Raw genomic sequence first — 21,116 nt, 5'->3', positions numbered from 1 at the left:
ACTACGCCATCGTCTGACCCATGTCGATGACGATCTTCGTCCCGGTGACCGCGCGGGAGAGGTCCGTCGCAAGGTAGACCACGGCGTTGGAGATGTCCTCGACGGTGGTGCGTGGGACGGACGTGAGCGGCCACTTGTACGAGTTCATGTACTCCGGATGAGTAGTGAGCACCTTACCCACGTTGGGATCGTTACCCATCTCAGTCTCCACCGCGCCAGGGTGGATGCTGTTGACTCGAATGTCGAAGCTTCCCAATTCCGTTGCAGCAGTGCGAGCCAAACCCACGAGGCCGTGCTTGGCCGCCGAGTAGTGCGCACAACCAGGCGCTTCGGCGACGCCGGCAGCACTGCTGACGATCACGATGGAACCACCGTTGCCCGCCTCGATCATCGAGGGAACCGCAGCCGCCATCGTGCGCCACACACCATTGAGATTGATGTCCACCAGCGTCGACCACTGTTCTTCCGGCATTTCCCAGAAACGATTCCACGTAGCGATGCCCGCATTGGCGATCACGACGTCGAGGCGACCGAACTTGTCGACGCCCGACGCCACCGCCGCCCGCAGCGCCTCGAGGTCGCGTACATCCGCTACCGCGGTGACGATCTCGCGCCCCTCTGCTCGCACGAGACGGGCCGTTTCTTCGAGGTCGGCTTCAGTCGCGGCCGCGTAACCCACGTCTTCGGACACCGACGCGCACACGTCGACAGCGATGACGTCGGCACCTTCCTGCGCGAGTCGGATCGCGTGATTGCGTCCCTGACCCCGCGCTGCACCGGTGATGAAGACGACCTTGCCTGCCAAGAGTTGTGTCATGGCCGGGACGTTAGACGCTGATGTGGCCCGCTGCCCCTGAGTTCCCGCTCGGCGGGAATCAGCCATCCACGATCACGACGTGCAGATTTCGCGGACCGTGTACACCTTCGACGCGTTCGAGTTCGATGTCGGAGGTCGCCGACGGGCCGCTGATCATGGTGGTGGGGCGCTCCGGTGTCAGTTTCGCAATCGCCTCCGGCACTCCCACTTCCACACTGCTGCGATACACGACGCAGATGTGTGTGTCCGGTACCAGAGTCAACGCACGACGTCCCTGCTCCGGACCGGCGTCGAGGAAGATGGTGCCGGTCTCGGCGCACGCTACCTTCGAGCCGGTGACAACGGCGTCGAGGTTCTCGAGTTCGGGAGCCGGTACGTCCGGGCTGTCCACCACCAGCGTTCCGTCGAACCCGGCTACCCATGATCGGTCGAGGCCGGCGGGGATCCCCAGAGTGTTCAGTCCGTGCTGTCTCAGTATTCCGGCGACGGCCTCGGCGATTTCTGTTGCAGCGCAATGGTGGACGTGCGCCTTGTAGTCCTCGAGGCGGTCGACGAACAAATCGATGAGTCCCCCGTCGGACATGGTTCTGCCAGTCCGGTAGTTTCGCGGTATCTCGCCTTCACCGGCGGGCGCCAAGGTGATGGCATCACGAATGCGTCCGAGCACCACGTCACGTGAATTCATCTGTCTGCCTTCCCGTCACGACGAGCCTCGTCCAATGCCTCGCGGCCTTCGTCGGAGTCCCACCAGGATCGGAAGGTCTGCTTAGGTGGAGCGGGAATGTCTCTGGCAGCTGTCCAACCGTTCAGTGGAGGGGGCAACGTGGAGATCTTCCCTTTCCTGCCGGCCACGACGCGTCCGAGCCCGGCAGCTTTCTGAGCCAGCGTCCACCTGCCCTCGGTCGACATCGCCAGAGATGCGGCTTTCATCGCCAAAGACTCTGCCGTGACACCGGATTGCTCGACCTTCTGGTGCCGCAATTCGACCAGCAGCGACGGGATGTCGATCTTGACCGGGCAGGCGTCGAAGCACGCACCGCACAGACTCGAGGCAAAAGGAAGAGTCGAATTCGGATCGTCTTTGCCATGCATGCCCGCGAGCTGCGGAGTCAGTACCGCGCCGATCGGTCCCGGATAGGTGGATCCGTAGGCGTGGCCACCGGTGCGCTCGTAGACAGGGCACACGTTCAGGCACGCCGAGCACCGTATGCAGCTCAGGGCTTCCCTCCCGATCTTGTCGGCAAGCGCGGCGGTCCGGCCGTTGTCGAGGAGGACCAGGTGAAATTCCTGTGGACCGTCGTCAGGCGTGACGCCGGTCCACAGGGAGGTGTACGGGTTCATTCGCTCCCCTGTCGACGACCGCGGCAACAGTTGAAGGAAGACCTCCAGATCCTGATAGGTCGGCAGAATCTTCTCGATGCCCATGACGGTGATCAGTGTTTTCGGCAGCGTCAGGCACATTCGCCCGTTGCCCTCCGACTCCACGACGGTCAGAGTGCCCGTGTCCGCGATGCCGAAATTGGCGCCGGATACGGCGACGGGCGTCGTCATGAACTTGTGGCGTAAGAACTTTCGTGCAGCTGCGGCAAGTTCGGCCGGGTTCTCCCCGAGGTTCGGATCGACATCTGGCATCTCACGCAGGAATATCTCGCGAATCTCTGAACTGTTGCGATGGATCGCAGGAACCAGGATGTGCGACGGTTTGTCGTGGCCGAGCTGGACGATCAATTCCGCGAGATCGGTCTCGTAGGCGGTGATTCCCTGGGTTTCGAGATGCTCGTTGAGACCGATCTCCTGCGTTGCCATCGACTTGACCTTGATGACCTCGTCGGAGCCGGTGGCTTTGACAAGCTCGGTCACAATGGCGTTGGCCTCGTTGGCATCCGCTGCCCAATGCACCTGCCCACCGCGAGCGACTACTGCAGCTTCGAACTGTTCGAGCAGTTCCGGCAACCGCGCCATGACGTCGGCCTTGATCGCCGAACCCGCATCCCGCAGCTCCTCCCAATCGGGGAGCTCTCCAGTTACGTTGATGCGCTTGGCACGGATGGTATGCGTTGCCTTGCCGATATTGCGTCGCAGTTGCGCGTTGGCCAGCTCGTGATGTGCTGCGACAGGGAACTTCTCAGTACCTCGCAGGAACCCTGCACCTTCGGGTGACCTCGGCGGAAAGCTGGGCAGACCCAGCGTCACAGCGCTCATGCGTGCACCCGGCTTTCCACCGATGCCAGAATCTCCGCGAGGTGAATGGTCTTGGCGCCCATCTGCAGTCGTGACATCCCACCGCCGATGTGCATGAGACAGGACGAATCTCCGGCGCTGCAGAACTCTGCGCCGGTGTCGGCCACATGGCGAATCTTGTCAGCCAACATGGCCGTCGACGTCTCGGCGTTCTTGATGGCAAACGTGCCGCCGAAGCCGCAGCAGGAATCTGCTTCCGGGAGTTCGACCAGATCGATGTCGCGAACGTTGCGCAGCAACCGAAGTGGTTTGTCTCCCACTCTCAACATGCGCAGTGAGTGACAGGTCGGGTGATAGGTGACCCGGTGCGGGAAGTGCGCACCCACATCGGTGACACCGAGAACGTCCACGAGGAATTCCGAAAGCTCGTACGTCTTTGCCTTCACCGTCTGCACCTGCCCACACAGCGACCCGGTGCCGTAGCGCTCGGCAACGATCTCGTGTTGATGACGGATCGAACCGACGCACGATCCCGATGGCGCGACAACGGCGTCGATCGACGCATCACCGAAAGTATCGGCGTAGTTCGCGACCAGTGGCAGCGCGCCCGGCTGGTAGCCGGTGTTGACGTGCATCTGCCCACAGCAGGTCTGCCCGGACGGAAACACGACGTCGTGCCCGAGACGGGTGAGCAGGAGGGCGGTGGCCTTGACGGCGTCGGGAAACATCGTGTCCCCGATGCAGGTGGCGAACAGCGCTACTCGCATGTGGTTCCCCGCAATCTGTCGGTGTGGTCTGACCACAGTAATACATCCCCGGACAGGCCACCCCGTAAACGGCGTCCACCCGGTTATGCTCTTGCCTCATGCCGACCGAGCCGAGCCCGCGAGCGTGGGAACAAGTACTGAGCCACCTCGAACGTCGGCTCGTTTCAGGCGAGGTGTCTCCTGGCCAGCGCCTGCCGGGAGAGAGAATTCTGGCAGCAGAGTTGGGCGTCGGACGGTCATCGGTCCGAGAAGCGTTGCGGGTCATGGAAGCACTCGGCCTCCTCAAGGCGCAGACAGGCTCCGGCCCGACGTCCGGCGCGATGATCGTGGCCAAACCGACCGGCGGCATGACCATGCTGATGCGGATGCAGGTTGCAGCACAAGGATTTCCGGTCTCGGATGTGGTGAAGACACGACTCGTTCTCGAATCCGAGGTGATGCAGTCCCTGGCATCGCGGACCCCGACACCCGACCTCAACGCAGCCGTCGAACTGCTCGACTCGATGGACGAGGTAGATCTCTCGGCCGAGGAATTCCTACTACTCGACGCGCAATTCCACGTAGCACTCGCCGACGCGGCGGGCAATCAGGTGATCGCAGCCATGATGACCGGCCTACGAGAGTCCATCGAGGCCTACGTTCTCGCGGGCGTGCAGATCGACAGCTGGCCGAGCACCTGGATGCGACTGCGTCACGAACACCGAGGATTGGTCGATGCGGTCAACGCGGGTGACGGCGAACTCGCACGTCAGCGCATAGTCGGACACATCCGCGGTTACTACTCGGAAAGCGCTCACTCCAGCCGGTGACAGGGGGTGGTAATTGCACCTCCAGAAGTCGTGTACTGTTGGTTTCACACCGACGCGGGGTGGAGCAGCTCGGTAGCTCGCTGGGCTCATAACCCAGAGGTCGCAGGTTCAAATCCTGTCCCCGCTACAAAGAAGAGGCCCGTAGGTTGCGAAAGCGACCTACGGGCCTTTTGCTGTGCGCCTTTATTAACCGCCGGGGGTTAATAAAGGCGCACAGCAGTAGCTCACACCGCCACGTTGTGAAAATCGATCTCCGCGGCCAGCATGCCGGAGAACCACCGATCCAGGTCCTCGTCGGTGACGGACTCGGGCATGGCGTCCACCTCGCACGCCAGCACCGCCACCTGAGACACGAACGGCGGAGCGACATGCATGTCTACCCAGTCCTGCAACGCTGGTTCGCGCTGTACGTTCACTGCCGCCGCCTCCCGGCACCACGACAGATACAGGGTTTCCGCGGCGTACATGCCCACCAGGGCCGCCGCCCTGCCCTCTTCGCCAGCGAGGGTCAAGGCATGCGTCGACAGCACAGACGACTCCTCGACCAGAGCCGCTGCGTCCCCCGCGTACGGGAAGCGGGAACGCAACTGCGCGAAATACTCGCGCTGTTCGCCCACCAGGTTCGACATCGACGTCACGTGGTCGAGCGCGTCGTCGAGCGTCGGGGATTCGGCGACCACCAACCCCAACACCTTGACGGCCGTCAGTACGAATGCCTCTTCGATCACGAGGTACCGGCGGAATCCCTCATCACTCAACGTCCCGCCGATGGTGTCCTCGATGAATGGAACCGCCCGCGCGGCAGCGAGATTACTCTGCTGCCGCGCGAGCAGGTCTGAGGAGCGACTCATTCGCCGGCGACCCAACTGATCAAGCCGTCGAACAGGTCGGTGTATCCAGGCCACTGCTCACAGAACTCCGGCGGAGCCCAGTGCGGCGAGCAGTCCGAGGTGAAGACGATCGACCGTCCGGCGCCGTATTCACCGGCAGCGACAAGCGGATCGCCGTTGATGGTGGCGGGAACCACGGCACCGTCCTTCGCGACGACACGGTTGTATCCCAGGAGCGCCGGCCAGGAATCGCCGGCACCACCGAGAGCCGGGTGAGCAGCATCGACGACGGTGGGAACGATCCCGGCCGGTGTCTCGACGCGATCGTCTTCGGCCAGCATCGTCACGGGTAGTACCTCGGCGATCGCGGTCTGGCGGAAAGCTGCTCGCGCCTGGAACCCGGAGAACGAGAGGTAGCCACCGATCATCATCAGTGAGCCGCCGGCGTTCACCCAGTCACGAAGCGCGACAAGGCGATCCTCCCCGGCGCGGAACTGGTCGAAGACACCAGGAGCCAACTGCAGCGAGTTCGCTCCGATGTCGGAGAGAACGACGACGTCGAACTGGGACAACGCTTCTGCGGTACCGGGGAACTGCGTCGGCACCAGGTGTGCGGGCATGTGTGTCACGTCGTGGCCACGTGAGGTGAGCGCATCCCGAAGCGGACCGACTCCCTCGACGTAGGAATGGACACTGAACTCGTCGACGCCCTTGACGTGCGTCGACGTCGTCATCCAGCTCTCGCCGGCGATCAGTACTCGTTTACCCATGACTGCTTCTGTTTCCTTTCGCGGCCTGCTCGAAGAGCGACCTCGGGTTGTCTCGCATCAGTGCGGACACTTGCTGGGGATCTACGCCTGCGCGCACCAACCGGGCGGCGAAGGCGAGTGGTACGTAGGAGAATCCGTTTCCGCCGTGCTTTCTGAGCATTGATTTGAGGAAGAGGTCGTGACTGAGCAGGAGCTGTGATGCGTGACCGGAGGTGACCAATCCGGCTACCGCAGTGGCTGTTTCCGCCGGATGCGGCGAAAGACCCTCGCCGGGGAAATCGAAAGGCATCCCGATCATGTCGAACTCGAGAAAGACACCGCGGTCGGCGAGCGATCGTTGGTAGTCGGCGTCGTGTCCGGACGGGTCCATGTGGCACAGGACCACTGCTTGCGGATCGACGCCCATCTCGTCGACCACGATGTCGACGACGTGATGTCCGACGCGCTGCCATCCCGGAAGGTGGACGAACAGGGGCACGTCCACCTCGCGCTGGGCGATGCATGCCGCCCTCAACGCTTTCGCCTCGTTCTGAGTGAAGAGCGGAGAGACTCCGATCTCCCCGATCACGCCAGGAGCCAATTCCTTTGCCGGATCGAACTCCTCGACGAGCGAACCGGCCAGATCGTCGACACCGAGTTCGTGCACCTCGACCGGATGGGTCGTCTCGAGGTACCACCCTGAACCCATGATCACTCGCACGTCTGACTTTCGCGAGAACTCCGCCAACTTCTCCGGTGCCCGGCCCAGTCCCGGCGGTGTCAGATCAACGATCGTCCGACCACCGAGGCGGGCGAAGTCCACAAGGTCTTCCACCACGGCCGCTGCGTCGTCGACTCGACAATTGTCGAGACTGTAGTACGGATTGTCGTGAAGAAGCCAGGCATCCTCGGCGCGTACCGGACCGGCCAACCGCTGTGCCACAACCGGATCCGGGGCCTCGGTGTACGCACCGGTGACGTCGTTGTGCAGATGTTCGTGTGGGAGAACCAGTCCGAGTTCCGAGCTGTCCACAGTTCCCGTGACAGTACGAACCTTGCTCATGAGCGTGCAGGCCCCGAGGGTGCGGACTGCAGGTGTCGCCACAGCGCGCTCAGGGTGTGTCCCCGCATGTTGATCCAGATGGCCAGTAGCAGAACGACACCGGTGATGATCGGCGTCAGGAATGGGCTCACGCCGAGCAGGGTCAATCCGTTGGCGATGATTCCGGTCAGGACGGCGCCGATGACGGTACCGATCACGGTGCCGCGACCGCCGAAGAGGTTGGTGCCACCGAGAACCACCGCGGTGATCACCGTGAGCTCGAATCCCGTTGCGGAGTTGGCCGAACCCGAGCCCAGTCGAGCCGCGATCAGCAGTCCCGCGATACCGGCAGCCAAGCCGGTGAAGACCAGCGTCATCATGAGCACACGACGCGTGTTGACGCCGGACCGTCGCACGGATTCGACGTTGGATCCGATACCGGTGACGTAGCGCCCGAAGCGCATGCGGTTGAGCGCAATTGCTCCGATGACCACGACGACGAGAGCAATCCAGGCGCTGGCGGAGAACCCGAGGAACTCAGCAGTTCCAAGCTTCGCGAAGTAAGTGTCGGCCGGAACCGGAACGGAGAATCCTTCGGTCCGATACAGCGCGATACCGCGAATGACGGACATCGTCGCCAGAGTCACGATGAACGGCGGAATGCCCTGATAGGCAGCGAGCCATCCGTTGACCAGGCCCCAGGCCGCACCCATCACCGGGGCGGCGACGAAGACCAGGGACGAATCGACGCCGGCCTGGATAAGCTCGGCACTCATCGCCGCGACGAACGCGACGATCGCACCGACGGACAGGTCGATCTGACCTGCCGTGATCACGAAAGTCATCGCCACCGCGATGATCAGAACCGGAGCGATCTGGGTTGCCAGGTTCGACAGGTTCGTGAATGTCAGGAACGACGACGTGGTCGCCGAGAAGACGGCTGCGACAGCAACTGTCACCGCCAGCATCGCGAGGGTGGGCTTGTTGACGCTGTCCCACAAGGAGGGTTTCGCGGCGAGCTTGCGCTCGATCGGCGCCTGGGTCTTCTCGAGAGTGGTCATGCCGTGGCTCCCTGTGTTGCTGCCGATGTCCGTTGCGGCACCGGAGTTCGAGTGATGAGTCCGACGAGGGACTCGATGTTCAGGTCGCCGATCGGAACGTCGTCGACGCTCTGCCCCTCGTACATGACCGTGATTCGGTCACATACGCGGAACAGGTCCTGCAGGCGGTGTGTCACGAGAATGACGCCCACTCCGGCCGCTGCGACGTCCGTGATCAGCTTGAGCACCGACTCGACCTCGGCGACGGCAAGCGCTGCGGTGGGCTCGTCGAGGATCAGTACGTCTGGCCGGAAGGAGACTGCGCGGGCGATCGCGACGGTTTGCCGCTGCCCGCCGGACAGTTGCCCGATCTCCTGGTAGGTCGACTTCACCTTGACATGCAGGTCGGCGAGAATGTGAGCCGCCTTCTCGTGCATGGCATGCCGGTCGAGAAATGGACCTTTTCGCGGTTCTCTGCCGAGGAACAGGTTGCTCGCGACATCGAGCGTGTCGCACAACGCCAGGTCCTGGTAGACGATGCCGATCTTCTTCTGCTGCGCGTCGAGCGGCGTCGAGAAGCGCACTGGTTCACCGTTGACGCGCATTTCGCCGCCGTCGTGCTGGACGGCGCCCGCGAGGATCTTCATCAGGGTGGACTTGCCGGCGCCGTTGTCGCCGACAACTCCGAGTACTTCACCCTTCGCCAGCCGAAGGTCAACTCCTTGAAGGGACTTCACCGGTCCGTACGACTTGGTGATGCCCGAGAGTTCGATCAGTGGAGGTGCCATGATTACTTCTCCAAGTAGTACATGTAGTCGGCTACGTTCTCCGGGGTCACGATCTGGGTGGGGACGGGGATGTTCGCCGGAGCGCCGCGACCACAAGCCAGGTCGATTGCCGAATTCATTGCCTCGTGGCCGAATTCGAAGGTGTTCTGCTGGACCACGCCTTTAAGCCAACCGGCTTTGAGTCCGCCTACCGCCTGATCCGAAAGATCCCAACCGACTGCTTCGATGCGATCCTGCGCCTTCTGACTGTTGACCGCCGCAACGAGTCCGATCAAAGCCGGCTCACCGGTTGCGTAGACGTACTTCATGTCGCCACCGCCGGTCAGCAGGTTCTCCGCTGCGGTCTGTGCGTTCTCCTGAATGTTACGTCCGTCCACGACGGTGCCGACGGTCATTCCGCGGCCGGTCACGGTCTCAGTGAAGCCCTTCTGCCGCTCCAACTGGACAGTGCTGTTGAGCGCGCCGACGATACCGACCGTTCCGGTGTTGTTCGCGACGTCGGCCAAGGTGTTTCCGATCTTGGCACCGCCCTCGGCATTGGCCGTACCGACCTGAGTCGACAGCGCCGGATCGTCGATGGTCGCGTCGACCGCGACGACGGGAATACCCGCGTTCTTGGCCTTGACCACCGACGGCTTGATTCCGTCCGTGTCGATTGCATCGACGATGATCGCGTCGACTCCGGCGGCGATCAGATTGTCGAAGGCGTTGGCCTGCGCCACGGAATCGTCGTTGCCACTGATGATCTGCAGGTCGACACCTGCCTTGTCCGCGACGTTCTTGGCGGCATTGTTGATCTGGTTGAAGTACAGCGCCTGAAGGTTGATGGTCACCAGACCGACCTTGAGCTTGCCGTTCGTCCCGTCACAGCTTTCGGCGACTCGGGTCGGCTGCGGGATGGACGAGCCACCCGATGCGTCCTTCGAGTCACTCGACGAAGCCGAGTCACAAGCGGTGAGCGTGAGCGCGACTGCAGCTCCCAGCGCCAGAGGCAATGCACGTTTCATCATCGAGTCTCCAAAAGGGTGTGAGGGGTCAATGTTGCTGTGAAGCTGTCCAATTCATCTCGGGTGGGGCATCCACGGGGTCCGGCAGTGGCGCAAGCCAAGGCAGCCGAGGCTCCCGCGAGTCGTGCAGCGTCCACCGGTGAGCGCCCGGCGTCGACAAAAGCGATGTACGTACCGCCGAAGCAATCACCGGCCCCGACGGCATCGACGACGTCGACCACTACTGCCGGTTCGCTCGTCACCTCGCCGTCCGGTGTGGCCAGTGTCCAACCTCGCGAGCCGTCGGTCACCAGCAGGTGTGTGTTGTGCTCGGCGGCCAGTGCCTGCCACTGATCGAAACCGATCCCGAACTCGCCTTCCCACAGGGCACGCCCGACGACGACGTGGTCAGCGAGCGCGAATGCGCGCAGTCCCGCGGCTTTGTTTTCACAACCGTCCAGATCGATTACCAGACTTACGCTTCCCGGCAATCCCTCCGGCAGGAAGCCCGCACGGTATCCGTCGAGGAACAGCCGTCCACCACCGGCAGCAGCCAATCGGGTGATGACAACTCCGATGCGTTCGGCATCGTTCGGGTCGTCTTGACTGATGATGGAGCGATCGCCGTCCTGCGCGATGAGTACAACTGCCGTCGACAGGAACGCATCTCGCGGCGACCAACTGGTGTCGACGCCGTCAGTCTCGAGGGCTTCGAGAAACTCGGTGGACCGCGCGTCCGGGCCCACGGCACCGGCAAAGATCACCTGCGCGCCCATTCGGGCTGCGGATACCGCAGCATTTGCATTCATTCCACCGTCGATCTGACTGATGGCCGTTGCCTGCACGCGCTCTCCGAGCACCGGTACATGTGGAACATGTACCGTCACATCGTTGTTGGCGTATCCACAAAAGACAATCATGGTTACTTTCCTGCGGCCCGGGACAGTTCGCGGACCTTCTCGCCTGCGACCCGTCCCCACCAGCGTCCATTGTCCTTCACCGAGGATGCAACTATGGCGCCGTCGCATTCCTTCATCAGCGCTGCGACATTGGCAGCCGTGATGCCGGATCCGATGATCACGGGAAGAACGGTGTTGTCTCGGATCACGGAAACCTCGTCGACCGAAGCGGCGTCACCGGTGCGCGAACCGGTCGCGATCAGGACATCTGCGTCGAAGAACTCGGCGTCTTCGGTCTGTTCTGCGACGGTGCGGTCCGCAACAATGGCATGCGCACCATGCTTGACGTGCACGTCAGCGAAGATCCGGACCGGGTCGGCGCCGATGCGATGGCGGAAGCGCGTCGTCTTGGCCGCCTGACCCTCGATGAAGCCCTCATTGGCAATGTAGGCATTGGCCCACTGATTGACGCGCACAAAACTCGCGCCTGCCGCCCACGCCGCGGCCACTCCGCACTCGCCGGCGTTGGACAGGATGCTGACGCCGACGGCCTTGCCGAACTCACCGACCACCGCTGCCGTGATGACTCCCATGCTGGCGGCGGTTTCGTATCCGTGTTCGCCGGGCTTGAGGAACGGTATGTCCCAGTGATTTTCGACGATCACACCGTCGAAACCGTTGTCGACGTACGCGTGCGCTTCCTCCACAGCGAAGCGAGCAATTTCCGAAACCGGCTGCCCGGTGTAGTGCGGGCTGCCCGGCAGAGCAGGGAGGTGGATGGCCCCGATGAGAGAAGGCGTGCCGGTGAACATCTCTGCCAACGCCGAGGGCTTGGGCGGAAAGACTCCGAGCGGTGATGCGGTCACTTCAGCTACCCCATTCCATGCGCAAGATTTGCGCTGTATGTCCATGCACAAGATCTGCACACGATGTAATCGATTGCCTTGATGAATTAGCAGGTTATGCGATCAACACCGGGTTGTGTCAAGGATTTCACAATTCGGATTTGTAAACGATTGCCTCAATCGCGTTACATGCGGGACACTGGACCGTGCGGTTCGATAACCTCGGACCCGAATCGAGCAGAAAACGGGGGACGCATGCGCAAGGCGACCATTCGCGATGTCGCGGAACTGGCCGGGGTCTCGACTGCCACCGTGTCGCGGGCACTGTCCGGATCCCGCCCTGTCTCGGACGAGCTTGCAGCGACGATCAAACGAGCCGCGGATTCTCTCGGATACTCGGGAAACATCATCGCCAGCTCACTGCGTCGTAATCGGACGGACACTGTCGGAATGGTGGTTCCCAGTATCGCGAATCCCTTCTTCACTTCGCTGGTGGTCAACGTCGAACACGTCCTCGCTCAGCGCGGCCTACAACTGTTCCTGTGCGATTCTCGTTCCGATCCCGACGTGGAAGCGCAGCGGCTCAAGTCGCTCGTCTCGCGGCAGGTGGACGGAATCATCATCAGCCCGTGCCACGGCGAATTGAGTGCCGAAGCAGTACGAGCCAGCGCAGCAACGCTTCCGGTCGTTCAACTGGACCGGTTTGCAATGGATACCCAAACGGACTGGGTCGGTGTCGACGACGACGCCGCTCAATCACTCGTGATGGAGCATCTGTCCGAGCGCGGCGCGCGATCGGCTGCCTTCATCAGTTCCGAGCTGACCAATTCGTCGACCGAACTTCGCCGAGCCGGATTCTTCCGCCATGCGGATCGAATGGGAATCGAAACTCGTGACGAGTGGACACAACTCGGCGAGTATTCGATCGAATGGGGACGCACGGCGTCCAACACCATCCTGACCGGCAAGACTCGCCCCGACGCCTTGGTCTGCGCCGACGACCTGATCGCGCTCGGTGTGCTGCAGACCTGCCACACATTAGGCATCGACGTTCCCGGCGACGTTCTGGTCACCGGTTTCGACAACATTCCCTTCTCCGAGTTGTGCAACCCTCCGTTGACCACCGTCGGGCAGCCACAGGAGAGAATCGCGGAAGAAGCTGTGCGACTTCTGGATCAGGCGATGAACAACTCTTCCGAGTCGACAGCCCACATTGCGCTTGCTCCTGAACTGATTGTCCGTCAGTCCACCGTCGGCCAAGCAGCAGCCACCGCACCGTAAGCCGCAATTGCATCGTCCAGTTCCGAGACCTTGACGCTTTCGTTGGCCGCATGCATCAACGAGGGAGTGCCAGGGCCCCAGATCACGACGGGAGCGCCGGGGGCGGCCGCTGCCAGCACCGAAGCGTCGGTGAAGTACGAAACCGGTTCGGTTGCAACAGGGATCGGCAAGGTAGCCAACCACGGATCCGACGCGTCGGTACGCACACCTCCCAGGTGAATCGACGTCTCCACCGAGTCGACTTCCGGTTGGGCGCGCCACCATGCAAGCAGGTCTGCGCCGTCTCCCACCGTGCGGTGATCGATCACCGCACGTGCATTGTCCGGCACGATGTTCGGAGCCGAACCGCCGCCGACCAAACCGAGGTTCCAGGTTTCGGCGCCCAGAAATACGTCGGACGACAGCGGAAGCTCACGCCGAGCTCGATCGACGACGTCAAGCAGTTTGAGGACAGCGTTAGTTCCTCGCTGCGGCGTACTCCCGTGCGCGGCTTTTCCTTTGACGGACACTTCGAGCCACAGTGCACCGCGGTGCCCCAGGTTGATGCGATTGCCGGTCGCCTCGGGAACGATGACAGCCCCGACCTCGAGATTCGCCACGGCGTCGGCCGAACGAACGGCCCCGAGCGATCCGATTTCCTCGTCGCTCGTCAGCAGTAGTGCGACCGGGACTCCACGTTCGAAAGCGTCGACAACCGCGGCAGTAGCGGCAACAAGGCCGGCCTTCATATCCGATGTCCCTCTGCCGAGGAACAATTCGCCGTCGACCTGTGCGGCGTACGGGTCGAACTCCCAGTCGGAGACAGTGCCCACTGGCACCGTGTCCACGTGGCAGGCGAACAGTAGTCTGGCTGCCGAAGGTGCAGCTTCGTTGGTGATCAAGGCCCAGGGATGATTGCCGGTCAGGTCTGACTCCACCTTCGCCTGTGGCGCACGTGAGAGAACCAACGAGACAATCGAATCCATCGCCCGCCGTTGAGGAGCGGCCTCCCCCGAGACCGTGTCGAGAGCTACCAGTTCCGAGAGAAGTCCGAGGGAATCCATGTCCCTATTCTTGCACTGCCACGGATTCAGTGCGCTGCCAGCTGGGCGATGACGACGTAATTGTCGTCGGTCGACTCTCCTTCGACCACATCACAATTGGCGAGGATCAACCGTCCGGGAACTGATTCACGCAACTCGTGAGTTCCCAGCAGCGAACCTTTGTGCAGCGGCCCGACTGTTTCGACGTCGTACTCGAGTGTGCCGTTCGGTGTACCCAGGAGAATTCGATCGCCTGGCTCCACCACCCGGAGTGTCCGGAACGGTGCTTCGCGAGTGGTGTAGTTGTGGCCGACCACGACAACTGTTTGTGTGGTCGACGTTCCCGGCATTCCGCTCTCGCCCCACCACACCGGCAGTTCGTCGACGGGATTCAGTTGCTGCCCACTCTCGCCGCCGCGCATCAGTTTCTCCGAGTGCAACGGACTGCTCAGGTACGTGACCCCGGACGCAGACCTCAACTCGATCCTCTCGGGTTCTGCCGGATCGACGGTCACCGAAGCCGGTGCAGCCGCGATATGCGACTGCACCGGCGAGCGGTCAGGTAGCGATCCCGCATTCTCGCCCGAACATCCGGATGCGAGGAGGGTGAGGATCGCTACCGCCGAGAGGCCGGCGCTACGCAGACGTGTTGCCCGGGCCGTCATGACGCTTGCGACGAACAACCACCGTCGTAGCTGCTGCGGCGGCAGCGCCCACGACTCCGACGCCGATCAGTACAGCCGGCAGGTTGGAACTGCTGCTGCCGCTGGTACTGCTGCTTGCAGTGTCACCGAGAGCAAGTTCGACGGGGGGCAGGCTTCCTGCAAGTGCCGGATCGCCGTCGGCGTCGGTGACGTAGTAGTCGACGACGTCGAAGGCGCCCTTGTTGTTGTAGTAGCCGACCAGCTTGACGCCGGTCTTGTTCACTACAGCGGTGGTCTCGTCGACCTTCGTGACCCCGGAGCCGTCGTCGGTGTGCTCACCGATGATCACTTCACCGCCGACGCCTGTTCCGTTGTCGATCTCCTTCTCGCCCTTTGCCTTGAGCTCGTCGACGATCTTCTGCGCTGCATCCGCTTCGGCCTTTGCGGCGGCTGCAGCGGCCTGAGCTTCCTTGGCCTTTGCTGCTGCGGCGTCGGCTGCGGCCTTCGCGTCTTCGGCGGCTAGGTAGAGATCCTGCGCCTTCTTGCTCGCCGCTTCGGCAGCTTCGGCCTTCTTGGCGGCTTCGGCAGCCTTTTCGTCGGCAATGGCTCGCTTGTCGGTGGCAGCCTCGCCCGCAGCATCGGCTTCGGCCTGGGCCGTCTCCGCGGCCTTCTGCGCAGCGTCGGCGTCCTTCTGTGCGGAAGCTGCGGTAGCTGCCGCTTCATCAGCAGCCTTACGGGCGGCGGTGGCAGCTTCTACCTCGGTGGCAGCCGCGGACTCGGCTGCCTTGGCCGTGGTTTCCGCGGCGGTGGCCACTTTCTGAGTTTCCTTGACGGTGATCGCGAGCTGCTTGGCGTTCCATGCGGCGGCCAGAGCCTGAGCCTTAGCGACGGCTGCCTTCGCGAAATCCCAGTTCTTGAAGGCTTCCTCGGCTTCCTTGTTCTTGTCCGCAACCAGCTTGGCGTTTGCATCCGCGGCAGCCTTCGCCTCATCGGCTTTGGCTTGCAGAGCATTAGCCTCGGCGCGCGCCTTTGCTGCCTCTTCGGTCTTGGGCCCCGAACCGGCGGCCTTCGCAGCTTCCTCAAGTTCAGCAGCCTTGGCTGCGGCCGCGTCTGCTTCTGCCTGAGCTGTTTTTGCTACCTCTTTCGCATCGGCCGCCGCGGACTCCGCAACCTTGGCTGCCTCTTCAGCTTCCTTGGCGGACTGTTCCGCGGCCCCTGCCTCCGCCTTGGCCTTGGTCGATTCGACCGCCGCCTTGGTTGCCTCGACGCTCGCCTGAGTCATTGCCTCGGTCGCCTTCACCGAAGTGTCTGTCGCTGCGGACGAGTCGACCCCTGCCGTCGCGGCTGCTTCGGCGGCCTTCGCTGCCGCGTCGGCTGCTGCTTTGGCTTTTGCTTCGGCTTCCGCCAGTGCTGCGGCGTCCGTAACTGCGGTTTCGGCACTGCCCGCGCCCGCGACCCCGGCTTCAACCTTCTCGGGTGTGGTCTCGGTGCTCGTCGCCGCGTCGGCGTCGGTGGTGGCAGCTGCCTCTTCCTCTGCGCAGGTCACCAGCGGATCGGCACTCGGGGTACACACGGTTTCGGGCTCTGCCGATGCAATTCCTGTGCCGCCCACCGCCAATCCGAGAGCTAGTACGGCACCGGCGGCCGCAGAGCGGACCCTCCGAGAATGGGCGATGGACTTCTCCGACATAGCGCTCAACCTTTCGGCCTTCTTTACGAAGACGGCAATTCCGGCGTGGACAGCCTTTACTTCGTCGGCTGAGTTCCAGACGTTACGACCGGTCGGTCCGAAAAATTGAAAGCTTATGTTCGAGTCGCAGGAATCAGGACCGCGGAACGCGCCCCATCAGGTAGAACTCCGGATTGGGCAGCATGCCGGAGAAGCTCGCCATGCGATTGCTCAGCCCGAAGAATGCAGTGATCGCGGCGATGTCCCACGCGTCCTCGTCGCCGAAGCCGTGCACACGGAGGGTGTCGAAGTCGACGTCGGCGATTTCGTGCGAGGCGGAGTTCACCTTGGTGGCGAAGTCGAGCATCGCGCGCTGACGATCGGAGATCTCTGCGGTGCGATAGTTGACCGCAACCTGGTCGGCAACCAGCGGCTTCTTCTCGTAGATACGCAGAATCGCGCCGTGCGCGACAACGCAGTACGTACATTTGTTGGCCGCAGAGATCGTGGTGACGATCATTTCTCGATCGCCCTTGGTGAGTGCGGAATCTTCCTTGAGCATGATCGCGTCGTGGTATGCGAAGAATGCCCGGAACTCGGCTGGCCGCCGAGCGAACATCAGGAAGACGTTGGGCACGAACCCTGACTTCTCCTGGATCTCGAGAATCCTGGCGGCGATGTCCTCGGGCACCTCGGTCAATTCAGCCTGCGGAAAACGGGTGCTCACTGTGCCTCCTGGTCAACCATCGATGTTCGATTCAAGATAATGATGATTAACTGAGTTGTCCAGATGCATTTCCTGCCCTACTTTTTCGGGCACGGATAGTCGGGTACGGCCCAAGTGATCTGCGTAGCGTAAAACCCGTGAACAGGAAGACACGATGATCGACGGACTGAACCGCGCGCTCGACTACATCGAAAACAATCTGAGCGGCGAGATCGACACAGCCGAGATGGCAAGGCTGGCAACCACCTCGGAGTATCACTTTCGGCGGATGTTCTCGGCCCTGGCCGGCATTCCCGTATCCGAATACATCCGTCGACGTCGACTCACCCTGGCCGGTGCCGAGTTGTCCGTCAGCAGATCAGGAGTGTTGGAGACCGCCGTGAAGTACGGCTACTCGTCCGCGGAAGCCTTCACACGAGCGTTCACCGCATTTCACGGCGTGAGCCCCGGCACGGTCAAACGCGCTCCCGCCGTTCTCAAATCACAACCGAAACTTGTCATTCATGTGACGTTGGAAGGAGCCACACCGATGGACTACATGCTTGTGGACAAACCTGCCCTGACGGTAGTCGGGTTCAAGACCCGGGTTCCACTGGTTCACGAAGGTCCCAATTCTGCGATCGAAGATTTCACCCGCTCCGTGGACAAAGTTGCGTTGCGCGGGTTGCGCGAGCTGTCCGATCAGGAACCGGCGGGAATCGTCAGTGTCGTCGACAATTTGGCGCATCCCAGAACCGAAGGCACAGAACTGGATTACTACCTGGGAGTGGTCACCGGCAAACCTTCACCCACGGGTTTCGATGTGCTGACGGTCGACGCACACACGTGGGCCGTGTTCACCGCCGACGGGTCGGCAATCGAATCTGTGCAGTACTTGTGGCGAGATATCTACACGGAATGGTTCCCGGCCAACCCTTTTCGCTCCGTACCTGGTCCCGAGATCATGCGTACCGAATACAACGACGATTTCACCGTCGCACGGTTCGAGCTCTGGATTCCGGTCGAGAGCGAGCTGAACGACGTCGGGGCGTAAAACAGCCGCCGGGTCGGATGGAAGTCACGACCCGGCGGCTGAGCCATCAGATGAAACATACTGTCAAAGAATCAGTTTCGCTCCGGTGGTAGCAACCACGTCGTCGACGCTGATGCCCGGCGCCGTCTCCACCAGGCGGAGACCGTCGTCAGTCACGTCGATCACGGCCATGTCGGTGATGATTCGCTGGACGCAGCCCTTACCGGTCAGCGGAAGCGAGCACTCCTCGACGATCTTGTGCTCACCCTTCTTCGAGACGTGCTCCATCATCACGATGACGCGCTTTGCGCCGTGGACCAGATCCATCGCGCCGCCCATGCCTTTGACCATGTGGCCGGGGATCATCCAGTTCGCGAGGTCTCCGGTGGCACTGACCTGCATGGCACCGAGCACGGCAACGTCGACCTGGCCGCCGCGGATCATGCCGAACGACGCTGAGGAGTCGAAGAACGACGCACCCGGGAGAACGGTGATGGTCTCCTTGCCCGCATTGATCAGCTCGGGATCGAGTTCGTCCTCGGTCGGGTACGGCCCCACGCCCAGAACGCCGTTCTCCGAATGCAATACAACGGTGATGTCGGTCGGGAGGTAGTTCGGAACCAGCGTCGGCATACCGATGCCGAGGTTCACGTACTGCCCGTCCTCGAGTTCTCGCGCGACGCGGGCCGCCATCTCTTCGCGGGTGAGTTTGGTGGGTAGTACAGAAGTCATGCTCGTACCGTCCGATTCTCGATGCCGACCGTCACGGGGCCGACGTGGACAACACGCTGAACGTGAATGCCCGGCGTGTGGATCTCGGCAGGGTCGAGCTCACCCGGCTCGACGAGGTGCTCGACCTGCGCAATGGTGATGCGCCCCGACGTTGCTGCAGCCGGATTGAAGTTCTGGGTACTCGCGCGGTAGACGAGGTTGCCGTGCCGGTCACCTTTCCAGGCGTGGACCAGCGCATAGTCGGCGACGATGCCGCGCTCCATCACGTAGGTGACGCCGTCGAAGTCACGAGTTTCCTTGGGCGGACTGGCAACTGCGATGCCGCCGTTGCCGTCGTAACGCAGTGGCAGGCCACCGTCGGCGACCTGGGTGCCGACGCCGGCCGGGGTGAAGAACGCGGGGATGCCCGCTCCCCCGGCGCGCATGCGCTCGGCGAGCGTGCCCTGCGGCGTGAGTTCGACTTCCAGCTCGCCGGAAAGGTACTGACGCGCGAACTCCTTGTTGGAGCCGACGTACGAGCTGACAGTACGACGGATACGCCCCTTCTCCAGAAGCACTCCGAGCCCGAACCCGTCGGTGCCGCAGTTGTTGCTCACCGTTTCGAGTGATGTCGCGCCCTGCTCGAGGAGCGCATCGATGAGGATTTCCGGCACTCCGACGAGCCCGAAACCTCCGACAGCGATCGTGACGCCGTCCGGCACGTCGGCGACGGCCTCGGCAGCAGTGGGAATGACTTTGTCCATCATGTCGATCACAGTAGCGCGGTGCGTACGTATTGTGAACCCCCGTGCGCATCACGAACATTTTTCGCCCCCGGCATTGCCTGGGTCACATCTACGAACTATTCTGTTCGCAGAGCGCAACACATGTACACATTGCGAACAACTTCACGTAACCGAACGACGAGGTTCCCTATGCTGCATCTACCGCCGAGGTACCAGCGGCCGACTGGCGTCAACGCCCCGGCCGATTTCGCGGACTACAAGACCACTTCTCTTCGCCACCCGAAGCAACCGCTGAAGCTGCTCCCCCAGCGCCTCACGGAGCTCACCGGGCCGGTATTCGGCGAAGATCGCGTCGGCGCCGGCGAAAACGACCTGACCATTGCCAACGGCGGCGAAGCACAGGGACAGCGCATCGTCGTTCACGGCCGTGTACTCGACGGCGACGGAAAGCCGGTCCCCCACACACTGCTCGAGGTGTGGCAGGCCAACGCCGGTGGACGCTACCGCCACACCGGCGACAACTGGCCCGCGCCGCTGGACCCGTTCTTCAACGGGCTCGGTCGCTGCGTGACCGACGCGAACGGCCACTACAGCTTCACCACGATCAAGCCGGGCGCCTACCCGTGGATGAACCACGACAACGCCTGGCGACCGGCCCACATCCATTTCTCGCTGTTCGGCACCGCATTCACGCAGCGCCTCGTGACACAGATGTACTTCCCCGAGGATCCGATGTTCTTCCAGGACCCGATCTACAACGCGGTACCCGAAGCAGCCCGTCACCGCATGGTCAGCGTCTTCGACTACGACGCCACAGTCCCCAACTGGGCTCTCGGGTTCCGCTTCGACATCGTCCTGCGCGGCCGTAATGCCTCCGTATTCGAGAACGAGGAAGACCACGATGACTGATCGCACCGCGAAGCCCGCACCCACTTATCCGGTCGTCCCCGGAGACTTCACCACCGCCCCCTTCGGGGTCACGCCCTCTCAGACCGTCGGACCGTACTGGCACATCGGCCTCCCCTGGACGGACGGCCCCGACGCTGCCCCGAGCGACACCCCCGGACGAATCACGCTGGCCATCACGGTGATCGACGGCGCCCGCACACCCGTCGCCGACGCGATGATCGAAACATGGCAGGCCGATACGCTCGGACGCTTCAACCATCCGGACGATCCCCGCGGCGCAGTGGACCTCACTCCGGCGGGTTTTCGCGGATTCGCCCGCAGCGCAGCAGATTCCACCGGCACCGCACTGGTCTACACCGTCAAGCCCGGAGCGCAGCCCACTGAAACGGATGCGGACGAGGCCCCACACGTGAACGTGTCGGTCTTCGCTCGCGGCATGCTCGACCGCCTGGTCACCCGCTTGTACTTCCCCGAGGACACCGACGCACACGCAACAGATCCGGTGCTGTCCTCACTGAGCGAAACCGAACGCGCGAAGTTGGTTGCAACCAAGGTCGACGGTGGGTACTCCTGGACGGTCTATGTTCAGGACGAGGACGCGAACGGCGTCGAGACGCCCTTCTTCGAGCTGTAAGAGGAGTA

General features: G+C 62.5%; 23 protein-coding genes and 1 tRNA gene. 6 read left to right on the top strand and 18 right to left on the bottom strand.

What is annotated here, in order from left to right:
* Window position 1 precedes the first annotated feature (1 nt).
* Genes EEB12_RS19205 through EEB12_RS19190 form a run of 4 tightly spaced genes read right to left on the bottom strand, consistent with a single transcriptional unit; the run spans window position 2 to window position 3,765 of the window.
* Window positions 2-817 (bottom strand): mycofactocin-coupled SDR family oxidoreductase, encoded by an 816-nt coding sequence (locus tag EEB12_RS19205; protein WP_019745487.1) that lies wholly within the window; start codon window positions 815-817, stop codon window positions 2-4.
* A 58-nt stretch (window positions 818-875) separates the two neighbouring features.
* Complete coding sequence (locus tag EEB12_RS19200) at window positions 876-1,502, bottom strand: lactate utilization protein C (RefSeq protein ID WP_141488328.1); 627 nt, start codon at window positions 1,500-1,502, stop codon at window positions 876-878.
* On the bottom strand, window positions 1,499-3,019 hold the full coding sequence (locus EEB12_RS19195; RefSeq protein ID WP_141488327.1) for a LutB/LldF family L-lactate oxidation iron-sulfur protein: 1,521 nt from the start codon (window positions 3,017-3,019) through the stop codon (window positions 1,499-1,501). Before EEB12_RS19195 ends, EEB12_RS19200 begins: the two co-directional genes overlap by 4 nt.
* Complete coding sequence (locus EEB12_RS19190) at window positions 3,016-3,765, bottom strand: (Fe-S)-binding protein (RefSeq protein WP_141488326.1); 750 nt, start codon at window positions 3,763-3,765, stop codon at window positions 3,016-3,018. The genes EEB12_RS19195 and EEB12_RS19190 overlap by 4 nt, the downstream gene beginning before the upstream one ends.
* Window positions 3,766-3,863: 98 nt before the next feature.
* Between EEB12_RS19190 and EEB12_RS19185 the strand changes: the two genes are divergently transcribed.
* Entirely contained in the window at window positions 3,864-4,574 is a 711-nt protein-coding gene (locus tag EEB12_RS19185) for a FadR/GntR family transcriptional regulator (RefSeq protein WP_141488325.1), read from the top strand.
* 53 nt (window positions 4,575-4,627) lie between these two features.
* Window positions 4,628-4,701: transfer RNA gene (locus EEB12_RS19180), tRNA-Met, on the top strand.
* A gap of 97 nt (window positions 4,702-4,798) precedes the next feature.
* On the opposite strand, the gene EEB12_RS19175 is transcribed toward EEB12_RS19180, so the two are convergent.
* Genes EEB12_RS19175 through EEB12_RS19140 form a run of 8 tightly spaced genes read right to left on the bottom strand, consistent with a single transcriptional unit; the run spans window position 4,799 to window position 11,774 of the window.
* Window positions 4,799-5,425, bottom strand: coding sequence for a TenA family protein (locus EEB12_RS19175; RefSeq protein ID WP_029256359.1), 627 nt, complete (start codon window positions 5,423-5,425; stop codon window positions 4,799-4,801).
* Entirely contained in the window at window positions 5,422-6,174 is a 753-nt protein-coding gene (locus tag EEB12_RS19170) for a glutamine amidotransferase (RefSeq protein ID WP_003939869.1), read from the bottom strand. Before EEB12_RS19170 ends, EEB12_RS19175 begins: the two co-directional genes overlap by 4 nt.
* Window positions 6,167-7,216 carry a phosphotriesterase gene (locus EEB12_RS19165; RefSeq protein ID WP_003940279.1) on the bottom strand — a complete coding sequence of 350 codons (1,050 nt, stop codon included), beginning with the start codon at window positions 7,214-7,216 and terminating at the stop codon, window positions 6,167-6,169. The genes EEB12_RS19170 and EEB12_RS19165 overlap by 8 nt, the downstream gene beginning before the upstream one ends.
* Window positions 7,213-8,256, bottom strand: a complete 1,044-nt coding sequence (locus EEB12_RS19160; RefSeq protein WP_003939698.1) for an ABC transporter permease — start codon at window positions 8,254-8,256, stop codon at window positions 7,213-7,215. The genes EEB12_RS19165 and EEB12_RS19160 overlap by 4 nt, the downstream gene beginning before the upstream one ends.
* Window positions 8,253-9,023 (bottom strand): ATP-binding cassette domain-containing protein, encoded by a 771-nt coding sequence (locus EEB12_RS19155; protein ID WP_003939830.1) that lies wholly within the window; start codon window positions 9,021-9,023, stop codon window positions 8,253-8,255. The genes EEB12_RS19160 and EEB12_RS19155 overlap by 4 nt, the downstream gene beginning before the upstream one ends.
* A 2-nt stretch (window positions 9,024-9,025) precedes the next feature.
* Entirely contained in the window at window positions 9,026-10,033 is a 1,008-nt protein-coding gene (locus tag EEB12_RS19150) for a substrate-binding domain-containing protein (protein ID WP_019745494.1), read from the bottom strand.
* A complete protein-coding gene (locus tag EEB12_RS19145) occupies window positions 10,030-10,929 on the bottom strand; it encodes a carbohydrate kinase family protein (protein WP_141488324.1) in 900 nt (299 codons plus the stop codon). Before EEB12_RS19145 ends, EEB12_RS19150 begins: the two co-directional genes overlap by 4 nt.
* A gap of 2 nt (window positions 10,930-10,931) precedes the next feature.
* A complete protein-coding gene (locus tag EEB12_RS19140; protein ID WP_003940276.1) occupies window positions 10,932-11,774 on the bottom strand; it encodes a BtpA/SgcQ family protein in 843 nt (280 codons plus the stop codon).
* 234 nt (window positions 11,775-12,008) lie between these two features.
* Between EEB12_RS19140 and EEB12_RS19135 the strand changes: the two genes are divergently transcribed.
* Window positions 12,009-13,034 carry a LacI family DNA-binding transcriptional regulator gene (locus EEB12_RS19135; protein ID WP_141488323.1) on the top strand — a complete coding sequence of 342 codons (1,026 nt, stop codon included), beginning with the start codon at window positions 12,009-12,011 and terminating at the stop codon, window positions 13,032-13,034.
* Here the strand turns inward: EEB12_RS19135 and EEB12_RS19130 are convergent.
* The 4 genes from EEB12_RS19130 to EEB12_RS19115 form a co-directional block, all read right to left on the bottom strand.
* The gene (locus tag EEB12_RS19130) at window positions 12,995-14,077 is read right to left on the bottom strand and encodes a M20/M25/M40 family metallo-hydrolase (protein WP_141488322.1); all 1,083 of its coding nucleotides are present in this window, start codon (window positions 14,075-14,077) and stop codon (window positions 12,995-12,997) included. The two genes, EEB12_RS19135 and EEB12_RS19130, sit on opposite strands and share 40 nt — an antisense overlap.
* A gap of 26 nt (window positions 14,078-14,103) precedes the next feature.
* Entirely contained in the window at window positions 14,104-14,721 is a 618-nt protein-coding gene (locus EEB12_RS19125; RefSeq protein ID WP_141488321.1) for a sortase domain-bontaining protein, read from the bottom strand.
* Window positions 14,693-16,390 (bottom strand): hypothetical protein, encoded by a 1,698-nt coding sequence (locus tag EEB12_RS19120; RefSeq protein ID WP_029256366.1) that lies wholly within the window; start codon window positions 16,388-16,390, stop codon window positions 14,693-14,695. The genes EEB12_RS19125 and EEB12_RS19120 overlap by 29 nt, the downstream gene beginning before the upstream one ends.
* Before the next feature lie 133 nt (window positions 16,391-16,523).
* The gene (locus tag EEB12_RS19115; protein ID WP_019745500.1) at window positions 16,524-17,096 is read right to left on the bottom strand and encodes a peroxidase-related enzyme; all 573 of its coding nucleotides are present in this window, start codon (window positions 17,094-17,096) and stop codon (window positions 16,524-16,526) included.
* Window positions 17,097-17,250: 154 nt separating this feature from the next.
* On the opposite strand from EEB12_RS19115, the gene EEB12_RS19110 reads away from it, so the two are divergent.
* Window positions 17,251-18,129 (top strand): AraC family transcriptional regulator, encoded by an 879-nt coding sequence (locus tag EEB12_RS19110; RefSeq protein ID WP_029256367.1) that lies wholly within the window; start codon window positions 17,251-17,253, stop codon window positions 18,127-18,129.
* A gap of 63 nt (window positions 18,130-18,192) precedes the next feature.
* Here EEB12_RS19110 and EEB12_RS19105 read toward each other — a convergent pair whose 3' ends face one another.
* Together EEB12_RS19105 and EEB12_RS19100 are read right to left on the bottom strand one after the other, a co-directional pair.
* Window positions 18,193-18,840 (bottom strand): CoA transferase subunit B, encoded by a 648-nt coding sequence (locus tag EEB12_RS19105; protein WP_029256368.1) that lies wholly within the window; start codon window positions 18,838-18,840, stop codon window positions 18,193-18,195.
* Window positions 18,837-19,583, bottom strand: coding sequence for a CoA transferase subunit A (locus tag EEB12_RS19100; protein WP_007730016.1), 747 nt, complete (start codon window positions 19,581-19,583; stop codon window positions 18,837-18,839). The genes EEB12_RS19105 and EEB12_RS19100 overlap by 4 nt, the downstream gene beginning before the upstream one ends.
* A gap of 171 nt (window positions 19,584-19,754) precedes the next feature.
* Between EEB12_RS19100 and pcaH the strand changes: the two genes are divergently transcribed.
* Entirely contained in the window at window positions 19,755-20,474 is a 720-nt protein-coding gene (gene pcaH / locus EEB12_RS19095) for a protocatechuate 3,4-dioxygenase subunit beta (RefSeq protein ID WP_020909279.1), read from the top strand.
* Window positions 20,467-21,108 carry a protocatechuate 3,4-dioxygenase subunit alpha gene (pcaG, locus tag EEB12_RS19090; RefSeq protein WP_141488320.1) on the top strand — a complete coding sequence of 214 codons (642 nt, stop codon included), beginning with the start codon at window positions 20,467-20,469 and terminating at the stop codon, window positions 21,106-21,108. Before pcaH ends, pcaG begins: the two co-directional genes overlap by 8 nt.
* The last annotated feature ends 8 nt before the right edge of the window (window positions 21,109-21,116 follow it).

This window comes from Rhodococcus sp. WS1 (assembly GCF_003797745.1).
Taxonomy (GTDB): domain Bacteria; phylum Actinomycetota; class Actinomycetes; order Mycobacteriales; family Mycobacteriaceae; genus Rhodococcus_F; species Rhodococcus_F erythropolis.
Note: the sequence above shows the minus strand (reverse complement) of the source record. Positions and strands in the feature narration are given on the sequence as shown.